This window comes from Chitinophaga sp. (assembly GCF_039596155.1).
Lineage (GTDB): Bacteria > Bacteroidota > Bacteroidia > Chitinophagales > Chitinophagaceae > Chitinophaga.
Window position 1 is genome coordinate 90290 of record NZ_JBCNKF010000030.1, and the last position, 19467, is coordinate 109756.

Below are 19467 nucleotides of genomic sequence, written 5' to 3' on the forward strand. Positions count from 1 at the left end.
AGAAAGGTTGAATGCAGGGCGGTTACTGGCCGCCCCTAATGAAGGATATGGATTATGCAGGTTCAGCAGCAACATCACCAGCAATGAAGTAGTTATCGCCATACACAGGGAGGGCGACGGTTTCTTCAATACGAATGGTGTATTTGTTGCGGCGGAAGTTATCGACATCATGCTCGCTGATCTCGATACGCATGTCTTCCTGGAAGAGCAGTTGTGCGCCCATTGTCCAGTCGCCTACGATGAACTTATTCATCTGGTTACCTGCAAAGTCCTTGTTCATTGCAGTAGATGCATAAACAGGGATTCCGCTGATGTACAGTACGCCGTTAACGAATGTGACATTCTTAGGCAGGTCGTACTCACCGGATCCGGTAGCCTTCTGTTTGAAGAAGCTGTAATACTCCCGAGGACGAATCAGGATGCCATCTGCTTCCCTTTCTTCCTCGTCTTCCAGCTGTGCAATGGAGTCAATGATCTGTTCTACCAGAACAGTAGCAGAAGTGTCAGCAGCGGTGTAGTTGCCATCAGTGAGGATACCTTTCAAATTAGGAGATACACCGTTTCCGGTAAGAAATTGCCGGTCTTCTTCACGTAACAGCAATTCTGGCAGGCGGGATTGCATGAAGGAGATCATACCAGGGATGTTATTCATCGCCTTGCGGGTAATGCCACACCATGCCGCGATTGTTTCAATCTTCACAGAGTCTTCTACCAGATCCAGATCCAGCTGTGATTTCAGGTCACCTTCAGCCGCAGGTGCTGGTGCGCCTTCTCCGCCGTTGTCCCTCATGAACACAAACTCAGTCCCCGCTCCGATGGTACCGGTCGGAACCAATTGGCGAACGTGAACCTTGCGTTTAGGTTGTTCTATGATACCAGGACGGATAATCTGCCCCCAGGCAGTGCCACCAGTTACATTACCAGTGGTAATATCACCTACAGCCTTCAATTCGATGGTGAGAGATTTTGCGCGGCCCTTATCACCACGAGCCATTTTTTCCAGATCATCGGTATGCTCTGTCATAGCGTCTTTCAGCACGGTGGCAAAACTTTTTCTTTCTGGATCGCCACCCTGACGACCTTTTGCTGCCTTCATTTCCTTGAGTGCATCACGCTGGCGATCTTGTTCGTCTTTGATTACCTGAACTTCTGTCTTCACAGATTCAACAGAAGTCTTCACCTCTGTTACTGCGTCCTGAACTCCTTTGATTTCGGTGCCGGTTTTCTTCTGCCCTTCCTCAATGACTGTTTTAAGCTCACCTAAAGATTTGGTGACAGCTTCGGCTCCACCGGCTCCTTCAGCCTTTGGATCACGGTAAAAGAAGTTCATGGCATATAACCTTCTGAACATATAGCAATTAGTTTTTTACGATTTGTGAAATAGATTTGATTCCAGACAAAACAGCGGAGTAATCAAATGCTTTCGTATCCGGCTGCGTGGTCTGTGCCGGCGCAGTGGATTTTTCTTCGAGGTCGTTGATATATTGCTGTAATTGTTTGCATTGTAGTTCGAACAAGGAGAACATATCGTCGGTATAGGTACCGTTACGCAAGCTTTTGGTCAGACGATTGAGCATGCCAAATGCCTCTTCCTTGTTCATTGATTTTTGCACCCCCATAGTAGGAGTGTTAGGGTTTGCCCCCCATAGTACTGAAGAGCCTTCCCACAGGGCGATCTCCTTCAGCAGATTGTATTCCCCCTCTTTGTGATACTCTTCGACTAACACTGAAAATCCAATAGAATGCTGATTGATATGACCATCGCCATACAATTCAAGCACGTTGTTCCCCATGGTAGTTTTAGAGATTGTTGAAACACCTATTAGGTATTCTCCTTCAACATAGAGTTCGGAGAATTTAGATAACGCATGATTCAGGTCATACCAGTGGTCGGCAAGATGCCATATTTCATTCGTCCCTTGGGGGCCGCGTTCTTTGATAGTTTTAGTAACGGCAGTGCTTAATAGGATATCTTTATCCCGGTCCAGATTCTTATCACCAAAACTGGCAATAGCAATTTTAACGGTACGAGATGTCGTATCGAGATCTTTCAGACCGTCTTTAATCGTTTTGTACTGGATTATCTTTTTCATGCGCTGCAGGTAAATGCGCATGGCTTATCTTTCCCTGTGTTGGTACAGGTGCGTTAGTCGTTATTTTCTCTTTGCGAAGTGATTTGTCAGATAAGTCAGGTGGTAAGTCGATTCTGGCTTTCTCGTCGCGCGGTGTAAGTCTGCGCTTTTCTGCCATACGATACAAAAGTAGCAATTATTTCTATTCGCCAAATAATTATTCTGCTTTTTTCTTAGGCTCAAAGTTAGCAGTGATCAAGGCTATAAGGTCTTTCTTCACTTCAAGTCTTAAGTTTTCTTTCATAGCCTTCCTTATCTTACACTCATCCTTTGCAATAGGGATAGCCTTTTTAATAATGTCATCAAGTGTCATAGCATTAACGATTATATTAATCACTTAATTAAGAACCGGCATTCCATTTTCATCTCTTACAGGTCGCATACTGGCAACACAACGACACTGAATTACTTGTTTTGCTGATCCGTTTGGATCGCCAGGGTGCATTAACCCATTACTGAATGGCTGATCCAGTGGCACAACTTCACCTCCTACTCCGCTTCCACCATCTCTATGTAATTCCCTTACCCGACTATCCCGTGCATTCACCCAGCGCTTGTTCATCTTCAACTTACTCTGCCTAGCTGCTGTGACACCCCCGAAATTTGCAGCCGCTACCGTCTCAGTGCGGGAAATTACCCTTGCACGGGCAAGTGGTATTGCCTTATCACTGGTCATTGACCGGGCTATTTGTTCCGGCCCAAGCTCCTGCTCTCTGCCTCGTTGGATCAACGATATCAGCCAGCGCCTGGTGGTGTCTGTAATGCTGGTAATTTTCTCACCCCCTTTAGCAGCAAAGAATATATCCAAAAGTCCTTCCCATACGCTGTCAAAGCCGAAGAACTTCATTCTAACCGGCTGGTTCCATGACTTTGTATACTGTTCAATATTTCCTGACTCAATCTGCGCCCAGGCAGACCCTACGTTACGGTACAGACTACGTAGTAGCTTAGAGGTATCATCTTCGCGGATAAGCAGATTTATCATGAGCACTGTCTTATCAGCTCCATGCTGCAATAAATGATCTGCAACAACCTTAGCCTGCTTCCTAATTAACTGGTACCACTTCTTTGCATACCTTGTCTCATGGGTCTGCTGGAATATCTTAAACTGGTGCCATGCTTCTGCGTCTGTCATAGCCATATAAACCATTTACCCCAGTAAATAAAATTACTCCGCCAACCAGATAAGGGAACAATAAAACCATGAATCCCCCATCTAAGTATAACACCTTTGTCGTCTATTTCTTTGGTTAATCTGATAAAGAACCACTGTAGAAAAAAGAAATTAACGAAATACAACCATGTCATATGAAGTTATTTATAGTCAATAAATCCAGTTTCGGTCAATTTTGCCACGTCGGTACTGATATCCTGCCCCATGGCATTCAGCTGGTCAAGTGGGATCATACTGGCAGGGATGTATACCTTGTTCATATTTTCGTCGTTCTTATTCGTCTCCCACCCAAGGTGATCCAATACCTGATTGGGTGTCAGCTGCCACAACTTAGATAGAGCGTTCACCTGCTTTTCCAGATCCTCCTGCATCTCTGGTAATGCAGAGAAGTCAGGCTCCAGCCATAACTTGCCAGATGATTTATACATTGGAATAAGCCATGCATTCAAGTCATCACGTAACCCACACCATTCAGGGATGATCTTATTGGTGACAAAAGACTTCATGCTTGATTCGAGGTTTGCCAATGTGCTATTGGATGGATCCAGTATAACCAAAGGGACACCAAACACATTACACAAATCCTCTTTACTTAATCTCTTAGCAGATTCTAAGCCGAGATCACTTGACGACCTGCCAAGATCTATATATCCAAGGTCAGTATTTGCCAACGCAACCCTGCCTGCGTTCTTTCCACCATTCACCTCTTCGTCTATTCGGTCCTGTAGTTTATCGCGCTGCTCAGTGCTCATGCCTTTGTCCCCTTTTCCAAACAGGACACCTTTACTACCCTGATTCTGCATCATAGTGGCACTGGTCCGGTCGGCCTTTGCCCTTTCATTTGCCACCATAGCACCAGCCTTTAATGGAGCAAGGCCATAAAGGTGAGCCCCGTTAGTGGACCAGTTGGGGTTCCAGTACTTCCAGTAAAGCACATCTTCTTTACGTAGGTTAGCTATATAGCCATCATTGAGTACATAGCCAACGGGCACAAGGAAATCTGGACGCTGACACTTAATAGTAATATCCTGACTGGGAAGGCACCAAAGTTCCAACGGTTCGCCGTCTTCTTGCCCGCCACGGTTCGCCCATGCAGTGCCAGCACCAGTGATCAGTTTAAATCCATAAAGATTTTCAAGGAAAGCAGCGCCCCCCTGGGTGGGGTTGGGTCGTTTCAACAAATCAATGAGTGGATGACTCTCTACTGCCTTTAAGGCCTTTTTCCGGACCTTCAGGGCCTCTGCAATTGCTGCCTTTGTAGTTGGCTGGCCGGATCCCAAAAGCGCCTTATACCGCTTAAAACTGGCCTCGTCCTGTACCTGATATAGATAAACTGGTACAGTGGCGAACTTACGGGCCGCGAAAGATATGATACTGTAGACAACAGCATTGCCTGAATACCCATTCTGTACGTAGTCCCTTGTATTCTGGAAGTTATTTATAAGCTGCCCGCCAATGTTGGCTATGCCTTGATTACCGTATGGTAGCCGGCCGGTAACAGCGTATTTCAATCGGTTAAATAAATTCATTCGGTGCATTTTGCACCGGCTTAAGTCATGGCTTATAGTCGGAAGCCGATCTGTTATATATTACCACCACTCCTTTTGTGGTTGAGAATGTCTTTGTATTGCCTGAACTACAGCATCGTTTAAATCATCATGCTTACCATTCGGAAAGAACAATAGCCCCTGTTCTGAATCATTGTAAAGCGTGTCCAATAAACTCCTGCGAATGCATACAAGCCCAGCCTCTACAGGTGGTGTTGCCATCTTAGTACGGGCAACCTTATCACCACCTACTACCTGCACCTCAATAGCAGGTATCCCATTGTCATTAAATACCTGCGCCACACTCTTACCACTGGCTTTAGCCTCTACATAGTGAGGAGCTGGCCGTAACTTCATGTACCTGATCAATGCAGGGAATTCCATTCTACCAAATCCCAGTTTATCTATGAATATCCTGGGGCCAATCTTGCCAGATGTGCAATAGGCGCTGGCGTCATTCTTCTGCTTATCTGTGTAGGCTGTATCCCAGTCAGTTCCATAGTCCCGCATTTGCTCGGGTTCAGGGAATACAGCATCGTTGATCGGTATAAACCACTTTTGCCAGATTCCGCCACCCTCAGGAGCTGGTGTCTGTTGTATCTGTCCAGCATAACCATAGCTACCCAAATCAATCTTCAATTTACTGAGAGCCGTATGATCTAAACGGTTTATATCCATAAGACCGTCTATGTACTTCTCCTTTAGCTCTACCGGCTTTACATTACTGCTTAATTCACCAGGCAGACAGATATGTCTTAGCTTCTTCTTTGCTAGCCATTCTCCTGCAGGGTCTGACTCATGCAGACGCTGCATAACCATGATAGTAACGGACCGCTTCTTATTCGTCTTCCTGGTGGAAAGGGTACGCCCAACAAAACGGGATGCTTTCTTCAACTCCGCCTCACTAGCCGCTTCTTCTGGATTTATTGGATCATCAATAATGATAAAATCACCGTGCATACCGGTTACCCTTCCCCCTACACTGGTTACAAAACGTTCACCTTTTTCAGTATTCTTGTAGTGTGTTTTCCCATCAGTATCGTCCTTAAATTCGATATGATCAGGGAAGCACTTCTTAAATTTATCTGACTTCAGGCAGTCTCTTGACTTAACAGCATGAGCAGTGGCCAGGTCGCCAGCATAGCTACTGCTGATTATCCGAACTGACCTGTTTCTAACCCATAACCACGCAGGATATAACTGAGTTATCATAGTGCTCTTACTTGAACCTGGGGGGACGTTGATAAGGCAATCATCCTGCGACTGACCTTTTTCCCATATTTCATAGATCTCCTGCAGCTGATCACATATATATTCAATGTGCCAATTAGGTATAAGATCAACGGCCTCAATTGTCTCCCAGAATTCAATGAAGAAGCGATAAAATCGCCGCCTGCACGCTTCCCCCAGAGCCTTATAAGGGTCAGCCCTTACCACTGGCATTGATGATTTCCTGTAAAGCTCCATCACTCAGTTTTGAATAGTCTATAGTATCTGGCTCTTCTACCTTAATGGCCTGTTCCACCTTTTCCCCATATACTGATCGCATCTTACTCTTAATGGTGAATATGAGAAGTGTAGGATTACAGTCAGCTGCAATAATCGTCGTTCCATCAGGTAGCCTAACATTCTGCCCCAGTGTAACCAGACGTAGGATATTCTCCCAGACCGCCCATCCCTTAGCATTGGCCTCCCGGATTTTTTCAGTCTGCAAATCCGTAGCGTTTTTCTCAATGGTCCGGTAATCGCATTCCGTGAATGATTCCTTGTCAAGGCCTAACGCACGATGCGCACAATAGTTTTCCACAAGGATATCCATTTCCTCCGGTGTCTTCCGGCTGAACTGATTGCCCTGTAAAAATCTACCATGCGCATCTCTTAATTCCTGGCTCATATAGGCTTTTTCGTTTCTGGCCTGATGTGATGAGTATAACCCTTAGGATGTTGCTTTTTAAGAGGGGTGAGTAATATATTTACCCAACCATTCCGCTCAGGCAATTCCTTTAAAGAGTTAATGAAGTCGTTGACGTTAATGCCCACGTTGATCTGACCGTTCTTATCGGTCACGTTAATTCCTTTGATCATAAAGTAGTGAGATTAAGTCGGCTTAAAGTCAGGTGGAGAGAGTCGGGAGCCGATACAAAGATATACAATAATTTTTCAGAAATAACAAGGATTTACCTTTAAATGGTTCATCCGTAATTATCATCTACCCAATGAACTTGTTTAAACTGTAAAATTATACCGATGCATGGCAGTGGAAGTATGTAAAGCCACTTCCGTTTTTTATCCCAGTAACAGCCTACCCACAGGTCATACCATGCTAATATGAATTTAACTTTCATACTCCCGGCCTCCTTGCCGTTGTTATTTGTTTTTAATTCAAATTGTCTGTCTGATTCGTATTCAGAATATGTAACCCAGCGCCAGGCATACTGAATATTTATCGCCAAGTGTTGCCAGTATGAACAATCATAGTGTCTCACATCTTCATATACCCAGTATGGCATTATGCCGAAATACAATGCTTTAAGAATTGCCTTTGTCCTAATCATCTTCCCCCCTCCTTTTCCGCGATAACGGCCCGGTTGCCGGTTTAAATTTTTAAATAAAATCAACTCCATCAGGATAAGCAGGAAGCTCCATGTAGTGAGTAACTGACATTTTGGGATGTCCAATTCCCTCTAGCATTAACCCAGCACCTTCAACATGTTCGTGCTCATATGGGTAACCTATACTCATACTACCATCATCATGAAGCAAAAGATATGATATATAGTAATTTATCCGCTTCCAATTAACACTACTTTCAACTTTTATCCATTCCATGATTTAATAATTTAAGGTTTAGGCACGTAGCCGTTTTCGATTAAATACTCTTCTATACATGAATCAGGAATAGGTTCTCCTTCTTCCATATAGTCAGGGATATGCATTTTGTTAAAATTCCGTATCCCTTCAGCCACGGCGGCAATCGTTACTTCTGCTTGACTCATCATATCACCATCTGTTGGATTCCTTGTTTCTGGCATCGCCCCGGCGTATAATCTATAACCGGCAGCGTTGAAATCATTAGCATGCATCTGCGCATAATGCTGTAAACGTTCTTCGTATGTCATGTTGTACCGGTGACCAGAGCCGGCGTGGTTTTAATTTGCTACCTCTGATTTTGTTGCTGTGAACTCCAGCCAGCCATCACATTGGCACTCTTGAAATGCAGGTATGTATCCGTAGGCCGTACATGCATCAATCAATACCTGCCTATTCTCTTCTCGAACGGGGAATCCTGCATTTGAAATGACAGGGATACCACATTCCATCTTTGCCAGTATCCTCCCGAACTCAACCCCGTACGTGTAGTTGGGTGACTGATCTGTGAATCGGATGAGTAAGTCCATGATTATATCATTTTAACCTAATTATTTCATGTACCATATATACCAGTTAATACCATATCCACATACCATATCAAACTCAATACTGTGGCTCAGATACCATATATACCATATCATTTTTCAAAACAACCCCCTCCTGCTTTTTCGCGATTTTTTATAGGGGGGTAGTAAAGTAGAAATGGGTAAAAAATGTGGTATTGTGGTATAGAATATGGTATTTAGGCTGGTTTGAGTAAGCGAGATTCATACTTTCCTGCGTTCTGGCTATTCTTCTTCGTCTCCAGTGTATACCCAAAGTTCTCCGCAGCAGTCTGCAACCCCTTCTTAAATCGCTTCTGACTATAGTCCTTTCGTTCAAAACCATTCACTCCTAGAAACTCAGAGTACATAGATGTCACCTCCTTCCACTGAGCGCACCCATTCCCAGAGTACTCTTCAAACCAATCCATAAACTCCTCTCCGAATTGTACCTTAATCTTCTTGCGCCGATAATTATCGCCCTGCTGAAGGTCGATGATGCCCTGCTTCAGATACAGGCGGACACAATAAAACATGAAGTTGTAAAAGCGGTTCCATTCGTCCGCTTCCCAATCCTCAAACAACAGGTGCCCGTATTCATCCAGCGGGGTATTGTTCGGGCTGAAGTAGTTGGAAAACTCCACCACCTTCTGACGGCGCTTGGCGTGATTCCCATCATCAGATATAGTGTAGTTTGTGGTGACCATTATCTTCGGGCTGTCTGCATAGGAGATGTACAGCTCGTCTTTGTTCTTCTTCTCGATGGTCAACCCTTCAGTGATGATGGAGTAGAACTTCTTGAAGTCGAAGGACTTCTCTGCATCCTGGATAACGATCAACTTCGTTTCCAGCTTCACGCGCTGGTAGGCAAACGACTTATCCGGCTTAAAGTTCTTACCGTCAATAGTCTCCACATTCAGCATTTTCTCCAGCGCCTTCACAAATATGCCCTTACCAGTACCACCTCCTTTCGCCTCGTCCTCTGTCTCTTCCCCCAGGATGACAGCAAATGCCTTTGCCGGGTGTTTATATTTATGCAGCATGTATCCAATGATGGAGCAGCATGATAGTATCCTGTTGGCATCGTTGTTACAGATCTTTCCGATGAAGTCAGAGTATTCGCAATCGAAGTCGTCAGACAGATCGATGTCTACATTGAAGTTTATAATGTCATTACGCCAGATCACCTTATTCACCTGGCCATAAGTGCGCAGCTGAAAGCCTTCCTTATTTATCTCTATGACGCCATTCCTGAAAGGGAAATAGCAGGTGTCCTTACTATCACGCAGGAAGTCAAGATTTACAGGCTGCAGGAACTCAAACAGGGCATCACTAAAAAGGTTATTATTCTTATAGATCATCTCCAGCAACTGTTCCTGTGTAAACTCTACCCCGCGCAGGTCGTAACCGGTAACATACTCCTGAGTAAACTTCTTTATGCGCTCGGTAGTTGCCTCTTCCAGCCGGCCACAGTCGTTATGTACCACCTTGAATATAGGAGAGGATTTGTCGTAGAAATATAGGCCGAATCCATTATCCTGAAGGAACCTTACGAATCTGGTGTAAATGATAGACAACTTCTCATCTTCCATGTTCCAGTGCCAAAACTCCTTATCCTCTGCATCTTCCTCTCTGTCCATGGCTGCAATACTGGTACGTGCATCATCCAGGCTAAGGTTAAACTTAGACGACACCTTAGCCTGTAACTGCTCCCCCTCCAGTCCGTCCTCCTTGGCCTTCCGGATAAACTTCTTAACGTCTTTGCTGACCTTCTTATAAGGCTCACCAAACCCTTCGGCAATCAGCTTTTTAGCCGCCTCCTTGAAGTCATTATTACATTCCAGCATTGCATATACTGCAGCCGGCCTATAGCCCTTCATTGGTTCGAATTGGCTGGAAGTGGTGAATACAGAGAAAAATCCAAGATCGCTGTTCCAGTCTCCGCTGGTTCTTGATGTGGTATTGCCCGGACGCTTGAAGATGGTCTTTGCTCCCTTCTGGCCTACTATTATCCATCCATGCTTTTGCAGTAAGCCAATGATATCACCGCGTTCATTGAAGTCCTGAAAGGGGCTTTTGCTATATGCCCTCTGCTCGACATAATGGGGAGCGTGAGTTATCTGCTCAATGTATTGATTAAAAGAGCGGGCTATCTCAAAGATGGCTTCTCTTTGCTCAGGGGAGATGGCTGGGATCGTGGTAGGATTGCCAGAAGTAAACTTGTAACCAGGAGTAGGACTGGCAATAACATATCCACCTTCCCCTCTCGTTTCGATCAGCACCTTTACCTTCTCATGAGGGTTGTCTACTCTCTCTTCCGCAGTAGTCTCCCTCCTGGCCAACTTCAGGTTTCCGGCAATGGTTTCGCATCGGTAGTAGATATGATACCCGCCGCCTTTGGTGGTAGCAATTACCAGCTTACCAGCGATCTCCGGGCAATCATCAACAATCAGCTGCATGAAGTCTTCAAACAAAGAGCCGGTGAGATCATACTTACAATCGACATCAATCACTTCCAGGCTGCCAGATACAGCACCACAGATGACGGCAATACCTTCTGTTTTCTTATTGGAAAACATTTCGTTCAGATCCGCATCTTCTGGTAACGCTTCCTGAAACTTCTTCCAGGATAAAACGCTGCGTTTATTGGCATCTGTGGCAATACTGGATATTCCGAGTTGCTTGTATTTTGCTGCTGCTTTTAATAATTCAGACATATACTCTTTACTTTGTCAAGGTTATCTACTTCGTATGCTTCCATCCCCACCGCCCTCAATTCCTGCTGCCTTACTACCTGTAACGGGTCAGACTCTTCTCCCGGGCGCTTACACTCAAACCAGATGGTCCGCCCGGCTTTATAGGTGTAGATGTCAGGATACCCGTTTGCTGATAGTTGTATTATCTTCAATACGAACCACCCGTTTTTCTTCAGCCACTTTATTATGTCCGATTGTACCTTGGATTCCGAAATCCTTTTTGAAGTAGCTGAGCGTGTAGTCTCTTTTTTCATAAACCACGTTGTAGATTTTTTCTTCAATGCCGCCTTCAGCGAATAACCAGTAAACGATGGCTTCTTTCTGCCTGTCCTTCGCCTGCATACGTGCCCGCACCTGCCAGTAGCTTACCGCACTAAAGTCAATATTGAACATCACCAGTGCATCAGCAGTACTTAGATTAACGCCTTCCCTGCCGCTTACCACCTGGCTGATAAATACCAGGTCATCGCTCGCATTAAACTCCTCCGGACTATCAGTCCATTTACCAGCAAATGCCAGCTTAAGCATCATGCCCTCAGCGATGAACTTGTAGAAGATGGCAATCTTCTGCCCGGCAAAACGCTGCTGGATACATTTAACTTTGGTATCATCAAATGTGATAGCTTCGCCACCTTCCAGCTTAACTGTGCCTGAGTAAATTTGGTGGCACTTCTGCATAACCTTAACAGCCGTATCTGCGATCACCTGCTCACCGGACCGACCTATATAAACCTTGTCCTTAATTATTCTCTCTGCCAGCTTATAGGTAGCATCAGACATCTTCACCCTGATAACTTCTTCCTGGACGAATTGCTCAAAACCGGCCTGCTCCTGTGAGTATGATACGAACAGATGACTTGTATCCTGCCTGATCTGCTCCACATTGGCATTACTATAATCGTTGAACTCCCTGTTGTACACATAGCGCTTCTTCACAGTCACATAACCAGCCTTTGCCCATGCATAGAATGTCTTGTGGTCTTTCCATGGCCCACGATCGCTGATGCTCAACTGGTGGAACAACTGGCTATAGCTTTCTGGCGTTGGGGTACCGGACAAAAAGATCACATATTTACCGCGGCAGAGTTCCTTCAACTGCTTTACTCTCTCAGGTACAGAGGGGAAGGCGCCACACGTATGAGCCTCGTCGATAATAATAACCTGGTATTCTTTTCGCACCTGATGCAGCACCTCAAAGTTTATCACATCGATCATATAAGTCGGTGCAAGCTTGTCATAGTCATCACAGATACTTTGAATAGCCTTCTTCTTTGTCACGAACAGGACATCTTTTATAGCAGGTAGCAGGCTGGCGGTATGTAAGGCCGTAAGACTTTTCCCGGTCCTTACCTCCATGCTGTAGTACACAAGGCCGTGCTGCAACAATATGTCACGGCCTTGTGCTGATAACTGTAATTGGTAATCGCGAAGCTGCATTACAGATCTTTTTATTGTTAGAACGGTAGTCCATCTTTATCATCCGCTGCCGCCTCTATGCCAGTATCTACTGTGGATGCGCCAGCATTAACGAGAGCAGGGAAGATATTCTCCTGCAGATACTTTTCCAGCCACTCCTGACGTGCTGAGTCGTCCCACGTCTCCTTGCCCTTTACTTTGATTTTAACCATGTCTGGCATGCCATGGTTATTCTCTCTGGTGAAGAACCACTCAATTGATTTGTCCCCTCCCTGATTCACGTAAAGAGACATCTTTGCTTTACCTTCAACCTCCTTTCTCCAAGGTGTGAGTTTAACAGGCTTACTGAAATCAACATTTGGCAGTGCAAATACAAAAGAATAGTAGTACCTGTTACCTGCATTGAGTTGCAGCACATACTCATTGTCGATAACGACATTGAAAAACCGGCCGTACTCTTCATGAGTGTTGAAGTAAAGGTTGGTAATTCGGCCTTCGATGCCGTCAAACTGATTTTCGTAAATAGTTTTCCCTTCTTTTATCTGACGGGTAATACAGCCATCAACAGGCTGTTTGAGGCGTTGCGCGATTTTACCATTACCATTGATAGTAAGAAATGTCTTTTGCGCTTTTTGAACTAAACCCATGTTATAAATATTAGAAGATTAAATAATAGCTATGCAGTGCGTTTTAATTTTACCCGGTCTGGCAGGGTGAGATTAGCAGGCTTGTAGTCTGGATTGCATTCATCCCAAACCCCTCGTAGTAGCTGAAATGATTGCCATGCCTGTGAGTAGTGACGGTCAAACTCTTTTAATTGCCACCCTAAACCCTGTATTTTCTTACCTGTCTTATCAGCGCCCCTTGTTTGCGCCTTCAGGTGAAGAATACCAGTACGCTCAATTTTCTCAGGAGCGACCTCATTCCACATCGTAGCGTAAGCAGATAACTGCAACTCCATGCTGTCATAAATAGAGTTGCTTGTTTTGGCGTCTATCAACCACAACTGGCCAGCAATCCGGCAGACAATATCAATGGTGCCTCCGAGCCTGTAGGTGTCAGAAATGATATTCATTTCATTTGCAATCAACTCAGGCTGATATGTCTCCCAGAAATCAACGAAGCGGAGAATAGATGTCCATTCAGTCAGGTTGTAAGAGTTGCCTGTCTTCTCATCCTGCCAGCGTACCTCAGCACCTCCCAGATATGACTCAATGGCATCATGTACATTTGATCCCTCCTTCGCTGCGCGTTCCAATACCAGGTCAGCGTTATGGCCGAGATCTTTCTTCCATTGCTCTAACGCCCATCCTTTTGGCAGTGCTTCCAATACGGTTGTTACAGATGGATAATAGTTTACATTATCTTTCGTGTAATACCGCTTGTCAAGAAAGTTGATCTGCTGATTATCAGGATTGTGAAAAATGCTTTTCATAAATTGATGTGTTTAAACAGCCAAATCATTATCAAGACCATACAGATAAAAACGACCAGTCCTGCTATTGACAGTAGCTCGCTTTTTAGGGCACTTTTTGTCTTTACTGACCTTATCTCGCATCTCATAGTAGATCCGGAGGAATACCTGACTAGCCTTCCACCGGCTATACCCGCCTTTGTCTGCTTCCTTGTAGTCATGAACATAATTTGGTATGTAACAAATGATGATATCACTGAATAATGTTGATTGAAGCCTGTTAAGTAAAAGCGTAGTTTTATGTCTTCTATCACCAGGATTATCGTAACGAAGAGTGGCCTCTTTTCCATTAACAATAACCTTAACAATACCCTTCATAAATACTTAATTTAAAAGCCGGAACCGAGAGCAGCCCCGGCGTATTACACTAACATAACCCCTATGAAACGTTACTACGCAACTGTAGTCTCTTCGAATTCGTTTTTATCGTTCAGGCAATACCACTTACCTGCCTCAATGCCGTTCTCACCAGCATATCCTACCACGTGCCTGCGTCGGTTTGCGACCTTGTCATAATATGTAAGGATAAGGGCACCGTTCACACCACATTTCGCTTTCCCGACGAGTCCAAGTACAACAGCGTGACCATAGTAACCGGATGCTGAAGCGTGACCAGCGGTACCGGATGCTGAAGCGTGACCATAGTCACCGGATGCTGAAGCGTGACCATAGTCACCGGATGCTGAAGCGTGACCAGAGTAACCGGATGCTGAAGCGTGACCAGAGTAACCGGATGCTGAAGCGTGACCAGAGTAACCGGATGCTGAAGCGTGACCATAGTAACCGGATGCTGAAGCGTGACCAGAGTCACCGGATGCTGAAGCGTGACCATAGTCACCGGATGCCGAAGCGTGACCAGAGTTACCGGATGCTGAAGCGTGACCAGAGTTACCGGATGCTGAAGCGTGACCAGAGTAACCGGATGCTGAAGCGTGACCATAGTCACCGGATGCTGAAGCGTGACCATAGTTACCGGATGCTGAAGCGTGACCAGAGTCACCGGATGCTGAAGCGTGACCAGCGGTACCGGATGCTGAAGCGTGACCATAGTAACCGGATGCTGAAGCGTGACCATAGTAACCGGATGCTGAAGCGTGACCAGCGGTACCGGATGCTGAAGCGTGACCATAGTCACCGGATGCTGAAGCGTGACCATAGTCACCGGATGCTGAAGCGTGACCATAGTCACCGGATGCTGAAGCGTGACCAGAGTCACCGGATGCTGAAGCGTGAGACTTGTTTTTTGTAGTTGTTACGCTCACCTCGTTCTCATTACTCATTGTTGCATTTGGATCGTCAACTACCATGGTCTTCAACTCTTCCGCATGACGAATCCAAAACCATTTTTTAACCAGGTCATATGCTGGCTTGAATGCACCGGTAAAGATCACCTCTCCCGCAGGGAACTTTACCTTGCCACTTAACTGCCTCACATCGGATGCATTCACCTCTACAACCAGCCACTTGGCGTCATGGTCCTTATACTTAAGTTCATAATCACCGTCTGCCCATAACCAGCCATGCAGTCCATAGCCGCATTCAGCATTATCCTTCCAGTCAGGACAGGTAACCGGACCTGATTCAGGCCATTTAAAATCATTGCGTGAAGTCATGTCTGGCTTGCAGGAGCGCAGCACAAGTACTTTACCTTCGGGGAGTGTGTAATTTTTCATAATTTAGTAGTGAAGTTTTTAGTTATTAATTCTTCGGTCGGCACTGCGAATGCCGGCCTTTTTTATTCGGCGTATAAATTCTCGCAGTAGTACTTTACTGCTTCGATCAGCACATCCTCTCCTAAAGCAATCAACCCCTTACAGAAGTGATACATTGATTGCAATCCTGTAGGTACATCGAATGTGATATCCAACAGGTAATACTTCCCGTCACTGCTTACCGTGATGATGCCATGAGCTTCCTTCTTCCCCAGTTCAATATTCACCATATACCGCTCAATCGTTCCGAGTAGGCAATGAGATGTTATTGTCAGCCGGTAACCGGCGACGTTGGTTGTAACGCTCATAAAAGATTAGTTGAATGATTAAAGAAAGGAGTGCTATGCTCAGGTAAACTATCCAAATAGCGTAGCAGAGTTCGTACATGGTTAGCTCTTGATGAAGTTTCGGATCAATCCAGGCATCAACTTATAAAGGCCATATCCAATCAGCGGAACACATACAGCAAACCAGATAAAGGTTTCGTGTTGGTAGAAGTTTTGGAGGTTCATGGTATTATTAGTTTATAGGTTCGTAAGTCAGGTCAAACATATCAGGTTTGCATGGGTAGAACATGCGATCATCGGTAGGGAATGGCTCCTTGATCAGGTAGTCTCCCAGAGAGCACTGCATCAACCCTTCCTTAGTAGGTATCAGCAGACCGTCTACCCTCCATTCCTCATCATCTGAGAAGGACAGGGTGATCTGCTTGTCTGCCGGCATTATGCTGTTAGCCCAGTCCTGCACATCATAGATGTTTTCGAAGGTGACCAGCATTGCTTCGATCTCGATAGGTTTCTTTCTAAATTTCATTTGGTGTTAGTTTTCTGGTTTAATTTCATGACAGCAATCAATGGCAACATACTCGTTTGGGGCATCAATGTTTACACGGATTCCAATGTCATAATGCCCGTTTCCATCTGCATCAGGGAAGAATCCCCATGAAGAAAACCCCTCAGGAAATTCAGATACAACAGGGCAAACTTTAATGGGATTGCCTTTCTGAAAAGATAATTCTGTTTCGAAAAAATTGATAGTCATTTGGTGTTAGTGTTAGTGGTTTGAGAATGTTTTTTAAGTGCCGCCTGTCTGTCGAGGTATCTCCACTTCTTTATAAGGTGATTTGCCATTTCCTGTACCTGCTCCTTACGTGTGGGCTTTTTCGGCTTTACCGGTTGCTCACCGCGTTTGAAGGAGACGTACATGGCTGCGAGTTGAGGTAGTTGCGAAGTTTGATAGCTGTTGGTTCCTTTACAGGGAATCCCATGATTGCCCTTTTGATGGTTCCTTCAGCCAACCCTGTCTTTTCTACAGCGGCTTTTAACTTGCCGCGCCCGGTGATCTTCCGACGCAAACCGGATTTTTCCCCTGATTCAAGCAGGATCATCCTGACAGCCGGATTATTAACTATATTTGCGTTCATCATTGCGTTAATTGATTTGTTAATGCAAACATACTTAGATTTTTCTAAGTTTTTAATTAAAAAATTATATTTTTCTAAGTTTTAGAAAAACTTCAATTATTACAACTCCTGTTAAATGAACCTTAAAGAGGAATACCGTTTATTAGTTAAAACCATAAAAGCAAAGAGAAAGGAGGAAGGGAAGACTCATAAAAACATAGATATAGCACCTCTGCTTGGGTACAATAGCGATTATTTTGCCACCCTGACCGGTAATAGCGGTAAGGTGACGGAGGAGCATATATTGAAGCTAAAAGAAGTATTTAAAAACGAACTGATTGAAAAGCCCGCTCCTGCAGGCGATAAGCTGAACAGGGAACGGGCTATAATAAAAGTTTTGTTGCATGAAGTTGCCAGGCTGAAGGCTAAGGATGAGGGGATAAGTTTTGAGAAGGCACTGGAGGCAATAAAGCGAAGTACCAATCTAGTGCTGGACGATCTGGATGACCTTTAATGGTCTTCTTTTTTTTCTTCTTCATAACAATCTCGAATTGGAGTAACTAGATATAGGCAGCAAGTACCACAAAGGACATAGGAGTTTACGCAGTATATATGCGTTGCGACAACGATCACACAAACATGTGAATTATAACCAATTAACTTAATACAAACCTTACCACGATGAAACGTTTACTATTGTTAGCACTGACCCTTATTCCTATGATTGCGTTGGCGCAGGATGATGATGGATTATTATCAGCATTAGGCAGGAAACATAATAAAAAAGATGAGCGCAAGACGGCAACAGAGCCATTTAAGGGGGCTGAAAAAATAATCCTCAAATATAACAATGCTGGTAATGAGCTATTCAATATGCTTGGAAAAACGTTGATTGATTTCGGATATTCAATTGACAAGAAAGATTCTGAACTTTTATTCATGACTACTGAGAGAAGACCCATAAAGCACGTGAATTATATTATGAGAGTTGCGGTAAAAGACAGCACAGCTACCATTACTGGAATGGTCCTTCCTTCTATTGGCATGCAAATGGGATATTTTAAAACTGAGCAGAACTATGTTAACGTCAAATACACTTCAAAGATGTACGAGCTAAGAGATGTTTTTGAAGAAATGATTAAATTCTCAGAAAAAACAGGACCTAATACTGTTATATATTCAAATTGATATTTAGTTCATATCACACCCTTTCTTTCCGTCCTTAGCACCGGGCTTGCCTGTTGGTTTACCGGGCAATGGTTTGTCATTTAGAACATCCTTATAACCAAACAAATAATTAATGAAAGCGTTAATTACAGATACAACATAAATGTTTACATAACAACATATTATGTGTCAATAGCTTTAATTGACAAGTTTGGATAATTAACAAAAAAATCACTAAATTGGTATTACCTTTGTTGCTACAACTCTAAACAATAACTGTATGATTATTCAGGACACAAATGTGAGATATTTAACTCCCCGTGCCTTCCTGAGCTTTTACACAAAGCACAGGGCAGAAATATCTACAGCTAAGTTTATCCCACCTAAAATTGGGAAACCCGGGTTTGGACTCGTCAAGGTAATCGTAAAAAACGCTCTCCCTTGTAATGTCAAAAAACCGTCGACTACCACACTCTTCCCCGCCTCAGCAGCAAGATGCGCAACCCATGGACGAGGGCTTAATCAAACAGTTCTTGGAAAACCAAGGCAAGCAACTCGAATTCCAGGTCCATCAATTAAGACTACAGGAAAAACAGTTGGAGCAAAGCCATGAGCTTGCCAAAGAATCAATGAAATATCAAAGCATTGATCGTGAACAAACTGAGAAAAACAGTTATAAACGAGTTCAAACGCAGTACATTTTCTGGGGCGCTATTACCGTATGCTTTCTAATTCTACTGGGAGTTACTATATGTCTCAATAAGGAACAGATGGCCTTAGAGATACTTAAGGTAATCGTACCTGCAATTGTATCAGCTGTAGGCAGTTACTTTTATGGTTTTCATAAGGGAGCAGAAAAGAAGGAAAATGAATCATATACTCCCTATGAGGAGGTTCCTGCTGAGGACTAGCAGGGGTCGGCAAGGGGTCGTTTTGCACCTATTTAAATAAATTTACAATACATAATCTACTGATTATCAAATCATGGAAATAAAAAAAGGGAGTTCGATTGAATCTCCTCTTCCGCACATTAGGCGAAAAATCACGGTTAAAGTGATTCTTCGCCTTTTTTTATTTTGGGAATTGTTGGAATTCATTGATTTATAAAGTGGTGAATTTTAAATAAGTGTTCGATAACGGAAATGAGGGATCAAGTTGAATTCTTGGGGGATTGATCCTGTCAAGCATAAATTTTGGATAACCTAAACAGGAAAAATTCTACATCTCTTACTCCTCTCATCGCATTTCTAAACGCTTTGATTTTCGCATTAAAT

At 44.1% G+C, this 19467-nt stretch carries 25 protein-coding genes; 3 read left to right on the forward strand and 22 right to left on the reverse strand.

Features of this window, described 5'->3' with window-relative positions; translation table 11 throughout:
- Window positions 1-52: 52 nt before the first annotated feature.
- The 22 genes from ABDW33_RS24680 to ABDW33_RS24785 form a co-directional block, all read right to left on the reverse strand.
- Window positions 53-1351 (reverse strand): phage major capsid protein, encoded by a 1299-nt coding sequence (locus ABDW33_RS24680; protein WP_343692771.1) that lies wholly within the window; start codon window positions 1349-1351, stop codon window positions 53-55.
- Window positions 1352-1358: 7 nt separating this feature from the next.
- Complete coding sequence (locus ABDW33_RS24685) at window positions 1359-2093, reverse strand: HK97 family phage prohead protease (protein ID WP_343692772.1); 735 nt, start codon at window positions 2091-2093, stop codon at window positions 1359-1361.
- Between the two features lie 196 nt (window positions 2094-2289).
- Window positions 2290-2445, reverse strand: coding sequence for a hypothetical protein (locus ABDW33_RS24690; RefSeq protein ID WP_343692773.1), 156 nt, complete (start codon window positions 2443-2445; stop codon window positions 2290-2292).
- A gap of 24 nt (window positions 2446-2469) precedes the next feature.
- Window positions 2470-3273 carry a phage minor head protein gene (locus tag ABDW33_RS24695; protein ID WP_343692774.1) on the reverse strand — a complete coding sequence of 268 codons (804 nt, stop codon included), beginning with the start codon at window positions 3271-3273 and terminating at the stop codon, window positions 2470-2472.
- A gap of 173 nt (window positions 3274-3446) precedes the next feature.
- The gene (locus ABDW33_RS24700; protein WP_343692775.1) at window positions 3447-4835 is read right to left on the reverse strand and encodes a phage portal protein; all 1389 of its coding nucleotides are present in this window, start codon (window positions 4833-4835) and stop codon (window positions 3447-3449) included.
- Window positions 4836-4895: 60 nt separating this feature from the next.
- Window positions 4896-6065, reverse strand: a complete 1170-nt coding sequence (locus tag ABDW33_RS24705) for a hypothetical protein (RefSeq protein WP_343692776.1) — start codon at window positions 6063-6065, stop codon at window positions 4896-4898.
- Window positions 6066-6276: 211 nt separating this feature from the next.
- The gene (locus tag ABDW33_RS24710) at window positions 6277-6747 is read right to left on the reverse strand and encodes a hypothetical protein (protein ID WP_343692777.1); all 471 of its coding nucleotides are present in this window, start codon (window positions 6745-6747) and stop codon (window positions 6277-6279) included.
- A complete protein-coding gene (locus tag ABDW33_RS24715; protein ID WP_343692778.1) occupies window positions 6744-6938 on the reverse strand; it encodes a hypothetical protein in 195 nt (64 codons plus the stop codon). Before ABDW33_RS24715 ends, ABDW33_RS24710 begins: the two co-directional genes overlap by 4 nt.
- Before the next feature lie 519 nt (window positions 6939-7457).
- Entirely contained in the window at window positions 7458-7682 is a 225-nt protein-coding gene (locus tag ABDW33_RS24720) for a hypothetical protein (protein ID WP_343692779.1), read from the reverse strand.
- A gap of 11 nt (window positions 7683-7693) precedes the next feature.
- Window positions 7694-7972 carry a hypothetical protein gene (locus ABDW33_RS24725; protein ID WP_343692780.1) on the reverse strand — a complete coding sequence of 93 codons (279 nt, stop codon included), beginning with the start codon at window positions 7970-7972 and terminating at the stop codon, window positions 7694-7696.
- Window positions 7973-8002: 30 nt separating this feature from the next.
- Window positions 8003-8251 carry a hypothetical protein gene (locus ABDW33_RS24730; protein WP_343692781.1) on the reverse strand — a complete coding sequence of 83 codons (249 nt, stop codon included), beginning with the start codon at window positions 8249-8251 and terminating at the stop codon, window positions 8003-8005.
- A gap of 215 nt (window positions 8252-8466) precedes the next feature.
- The gene (locus ABDW33_RS24735) at window positions 8467-10983 is read right to left on the reverse strand and encodes a bifunctional DNA primase/polymerase (protein ID WP_343692782.1); all 2517 of its coding nucleotides are present in this window, start codon (window positions 10981-10983) and stop codon (window positions 8467-8469) included.
- Window positions 10968-11174, reverse strand: coding sequence for a hypothetical protein (locus tag ABDW33_RS24740; protein WP_343692783.1), 207 nt, complete (start codon window positions 11172-11174; stop codon window positions 10968-10970). Before ABDW33_RS24740 ends, ABDW33_RS24735 begins: the two co-directional genes overlap by 16 nt.
- Window positions 11137-12459 carry an SNF2-related protein gene (locus ABDW33_RS24745; RefSeq protein ID WP_343692784.1) on the reverse strand — a complete coding sequence of 441 codons (1323 nt, stop codon included), beginning with the start codon at window positions 12457-12459 and terminating at the stop codon, window positions 11137-11139. Before ABDW33_RS24745 ends, ABDW33_RS24740 begins: the two co-directional genes overlap by 38 nt.
- 17 nt (window positions 12460-12476) lie before the next feature.
- Complete coding sequence (locus tag ABDW33_RS24750; RefSeq protein ID WP_343692785.1) at window positions 12477-13085, reverse strand: hypothetical protein; 609 nt, start codon at window positions 13083-13085, stop codon at window positions 12477-12479.
- A gap of 29 nt (window positions 13086-13114) precedes the next feature.
- The gene (locus ABDW33_RS24755; RefSeq protein ID WP_343692786.1) at window positions 13115-13873 is read right to left on the reverse strand and encodes a PD-(D/E)XK nuclease family protein; all 759 of its coding nucleotides are present in this window, start codon (window positions 13871-13873) and stop codon (window positions 13115-13117) included.
- Between the two features lie 12 nt (window positions 13874-13885).
- Window positions 13886-14230, reverse strand: a complete 345-nt coding sequence (locus ABDW33_RS24760) for a hypothetical protein (protein WP_343692787.1) — start codon at window positions 14228-14230, stop codon at window positions 13886-13888.
- Between the two features lie 74 nt (window positions 14231-14304).
- Window positions 14305-15585 carry a hypothetical protein gene (locus ABDW33_RS24765; RefSeq protein WP_343692788.1) on the reverse strand — a complete coding sequence of 427 codons (1281 nt, stop codon included), beginning with the start codon at window positions 15583-15585 and terminating at the stop codon, window positions 14305-14307.
- 62 nt (window positions 15586-15647) lie between these two features.
- On the reverse strand, window positions 15648-15932 hold the full coding sequence (locus tag ABDW33_RS24770; RefSeq protein WP_343692789.1) for a hypothetical protein: 285 nt from the start codon (window positions 15930-15932) through the stop codon (window positions 15648-15650).
- 211 nt (window positions 15933-16143) lie between these two features.
- Complete coding sequence (locus ABDW33_RS24775) at window positions 16144-16437, reverse strand: hypothetical protein (RefSeq protein ID WP_343692790.1); 294 nt, start codon at window positions 16435-16437, stop codon at window positions 16144-16146.
- Window positions 16438-16443: 6 nt separating this feature from the next.
- On the reverse strand, window positions 16444-16665 hold the full coding sequence (locus tag ABDW33_RS24780; RefSeq protein ID WP_343692791.1) for a hypothetical protein: 222 nt from the start codon (window positions 16663-16665) through the stop codon (window positions 16444-16446).
- 127 nt (window positions 16666-16792) lie between these two features.
- Window positions 16793-17050, reverse strand: a complete 258-nt coding sequence (locus tag ABDW33_RS24785; protein WP_343692792.1) for a hypothetical protein — start codon at window positions 17048-17050, stop codon at window positions 16793-16795.
- A gap of 112 nt (window positions 17051-17162) precedes the next feature.
- On the opposite strand from ABDW33_RS24785, the gene ABDW33_RS24790 reads away from it, so the two are divergent.
- The 3 genes from ABDW33_RS24790 to ABDW33_RS24800 all read left to right on the forward strand — a co-directional run bounded on the left by ABDW33_RS24790 (window position 17163) and on the right by ABDW33_RS24800 (window position 19104).
- Window positions 17163-17540, forward strand: coding sequence for a hypothetical protein (locus tag ABDW33_RS24790; protein WP_343692793.1), 378 nt, complete (start codon window positions 17163-17165; stop codon window positions 17538-17540).
- 167 nt (window positions 17541-17707) lie between these two features.
- The gene (locus tag ABDW33_RS24795) at window positions 17708-18214 is read left to right on the forward strand and encodes a hypothetical protein (protein WP_343692794.1); all 507 of its coding nucleotides are present in this window, start codon (window positions 17708-17710) and stop codon (window positions 18212-18214) included.
- A 425-nt stretch (window positions 18215-18639) separates the two neighbouring features.
- Window positions 18640-19104 (forward strand): hypothetical protein, encoded by a 465-nt coding sequence (locus tag ABDW33_RS24800; RefSeq protein WP_343692795.1) that lies wholly within the window; start codon window positions 18640-18642, stop codon window positions 19102-19104.
- Window positions 19105-19467: the final 363 nt, after the last annotated feature.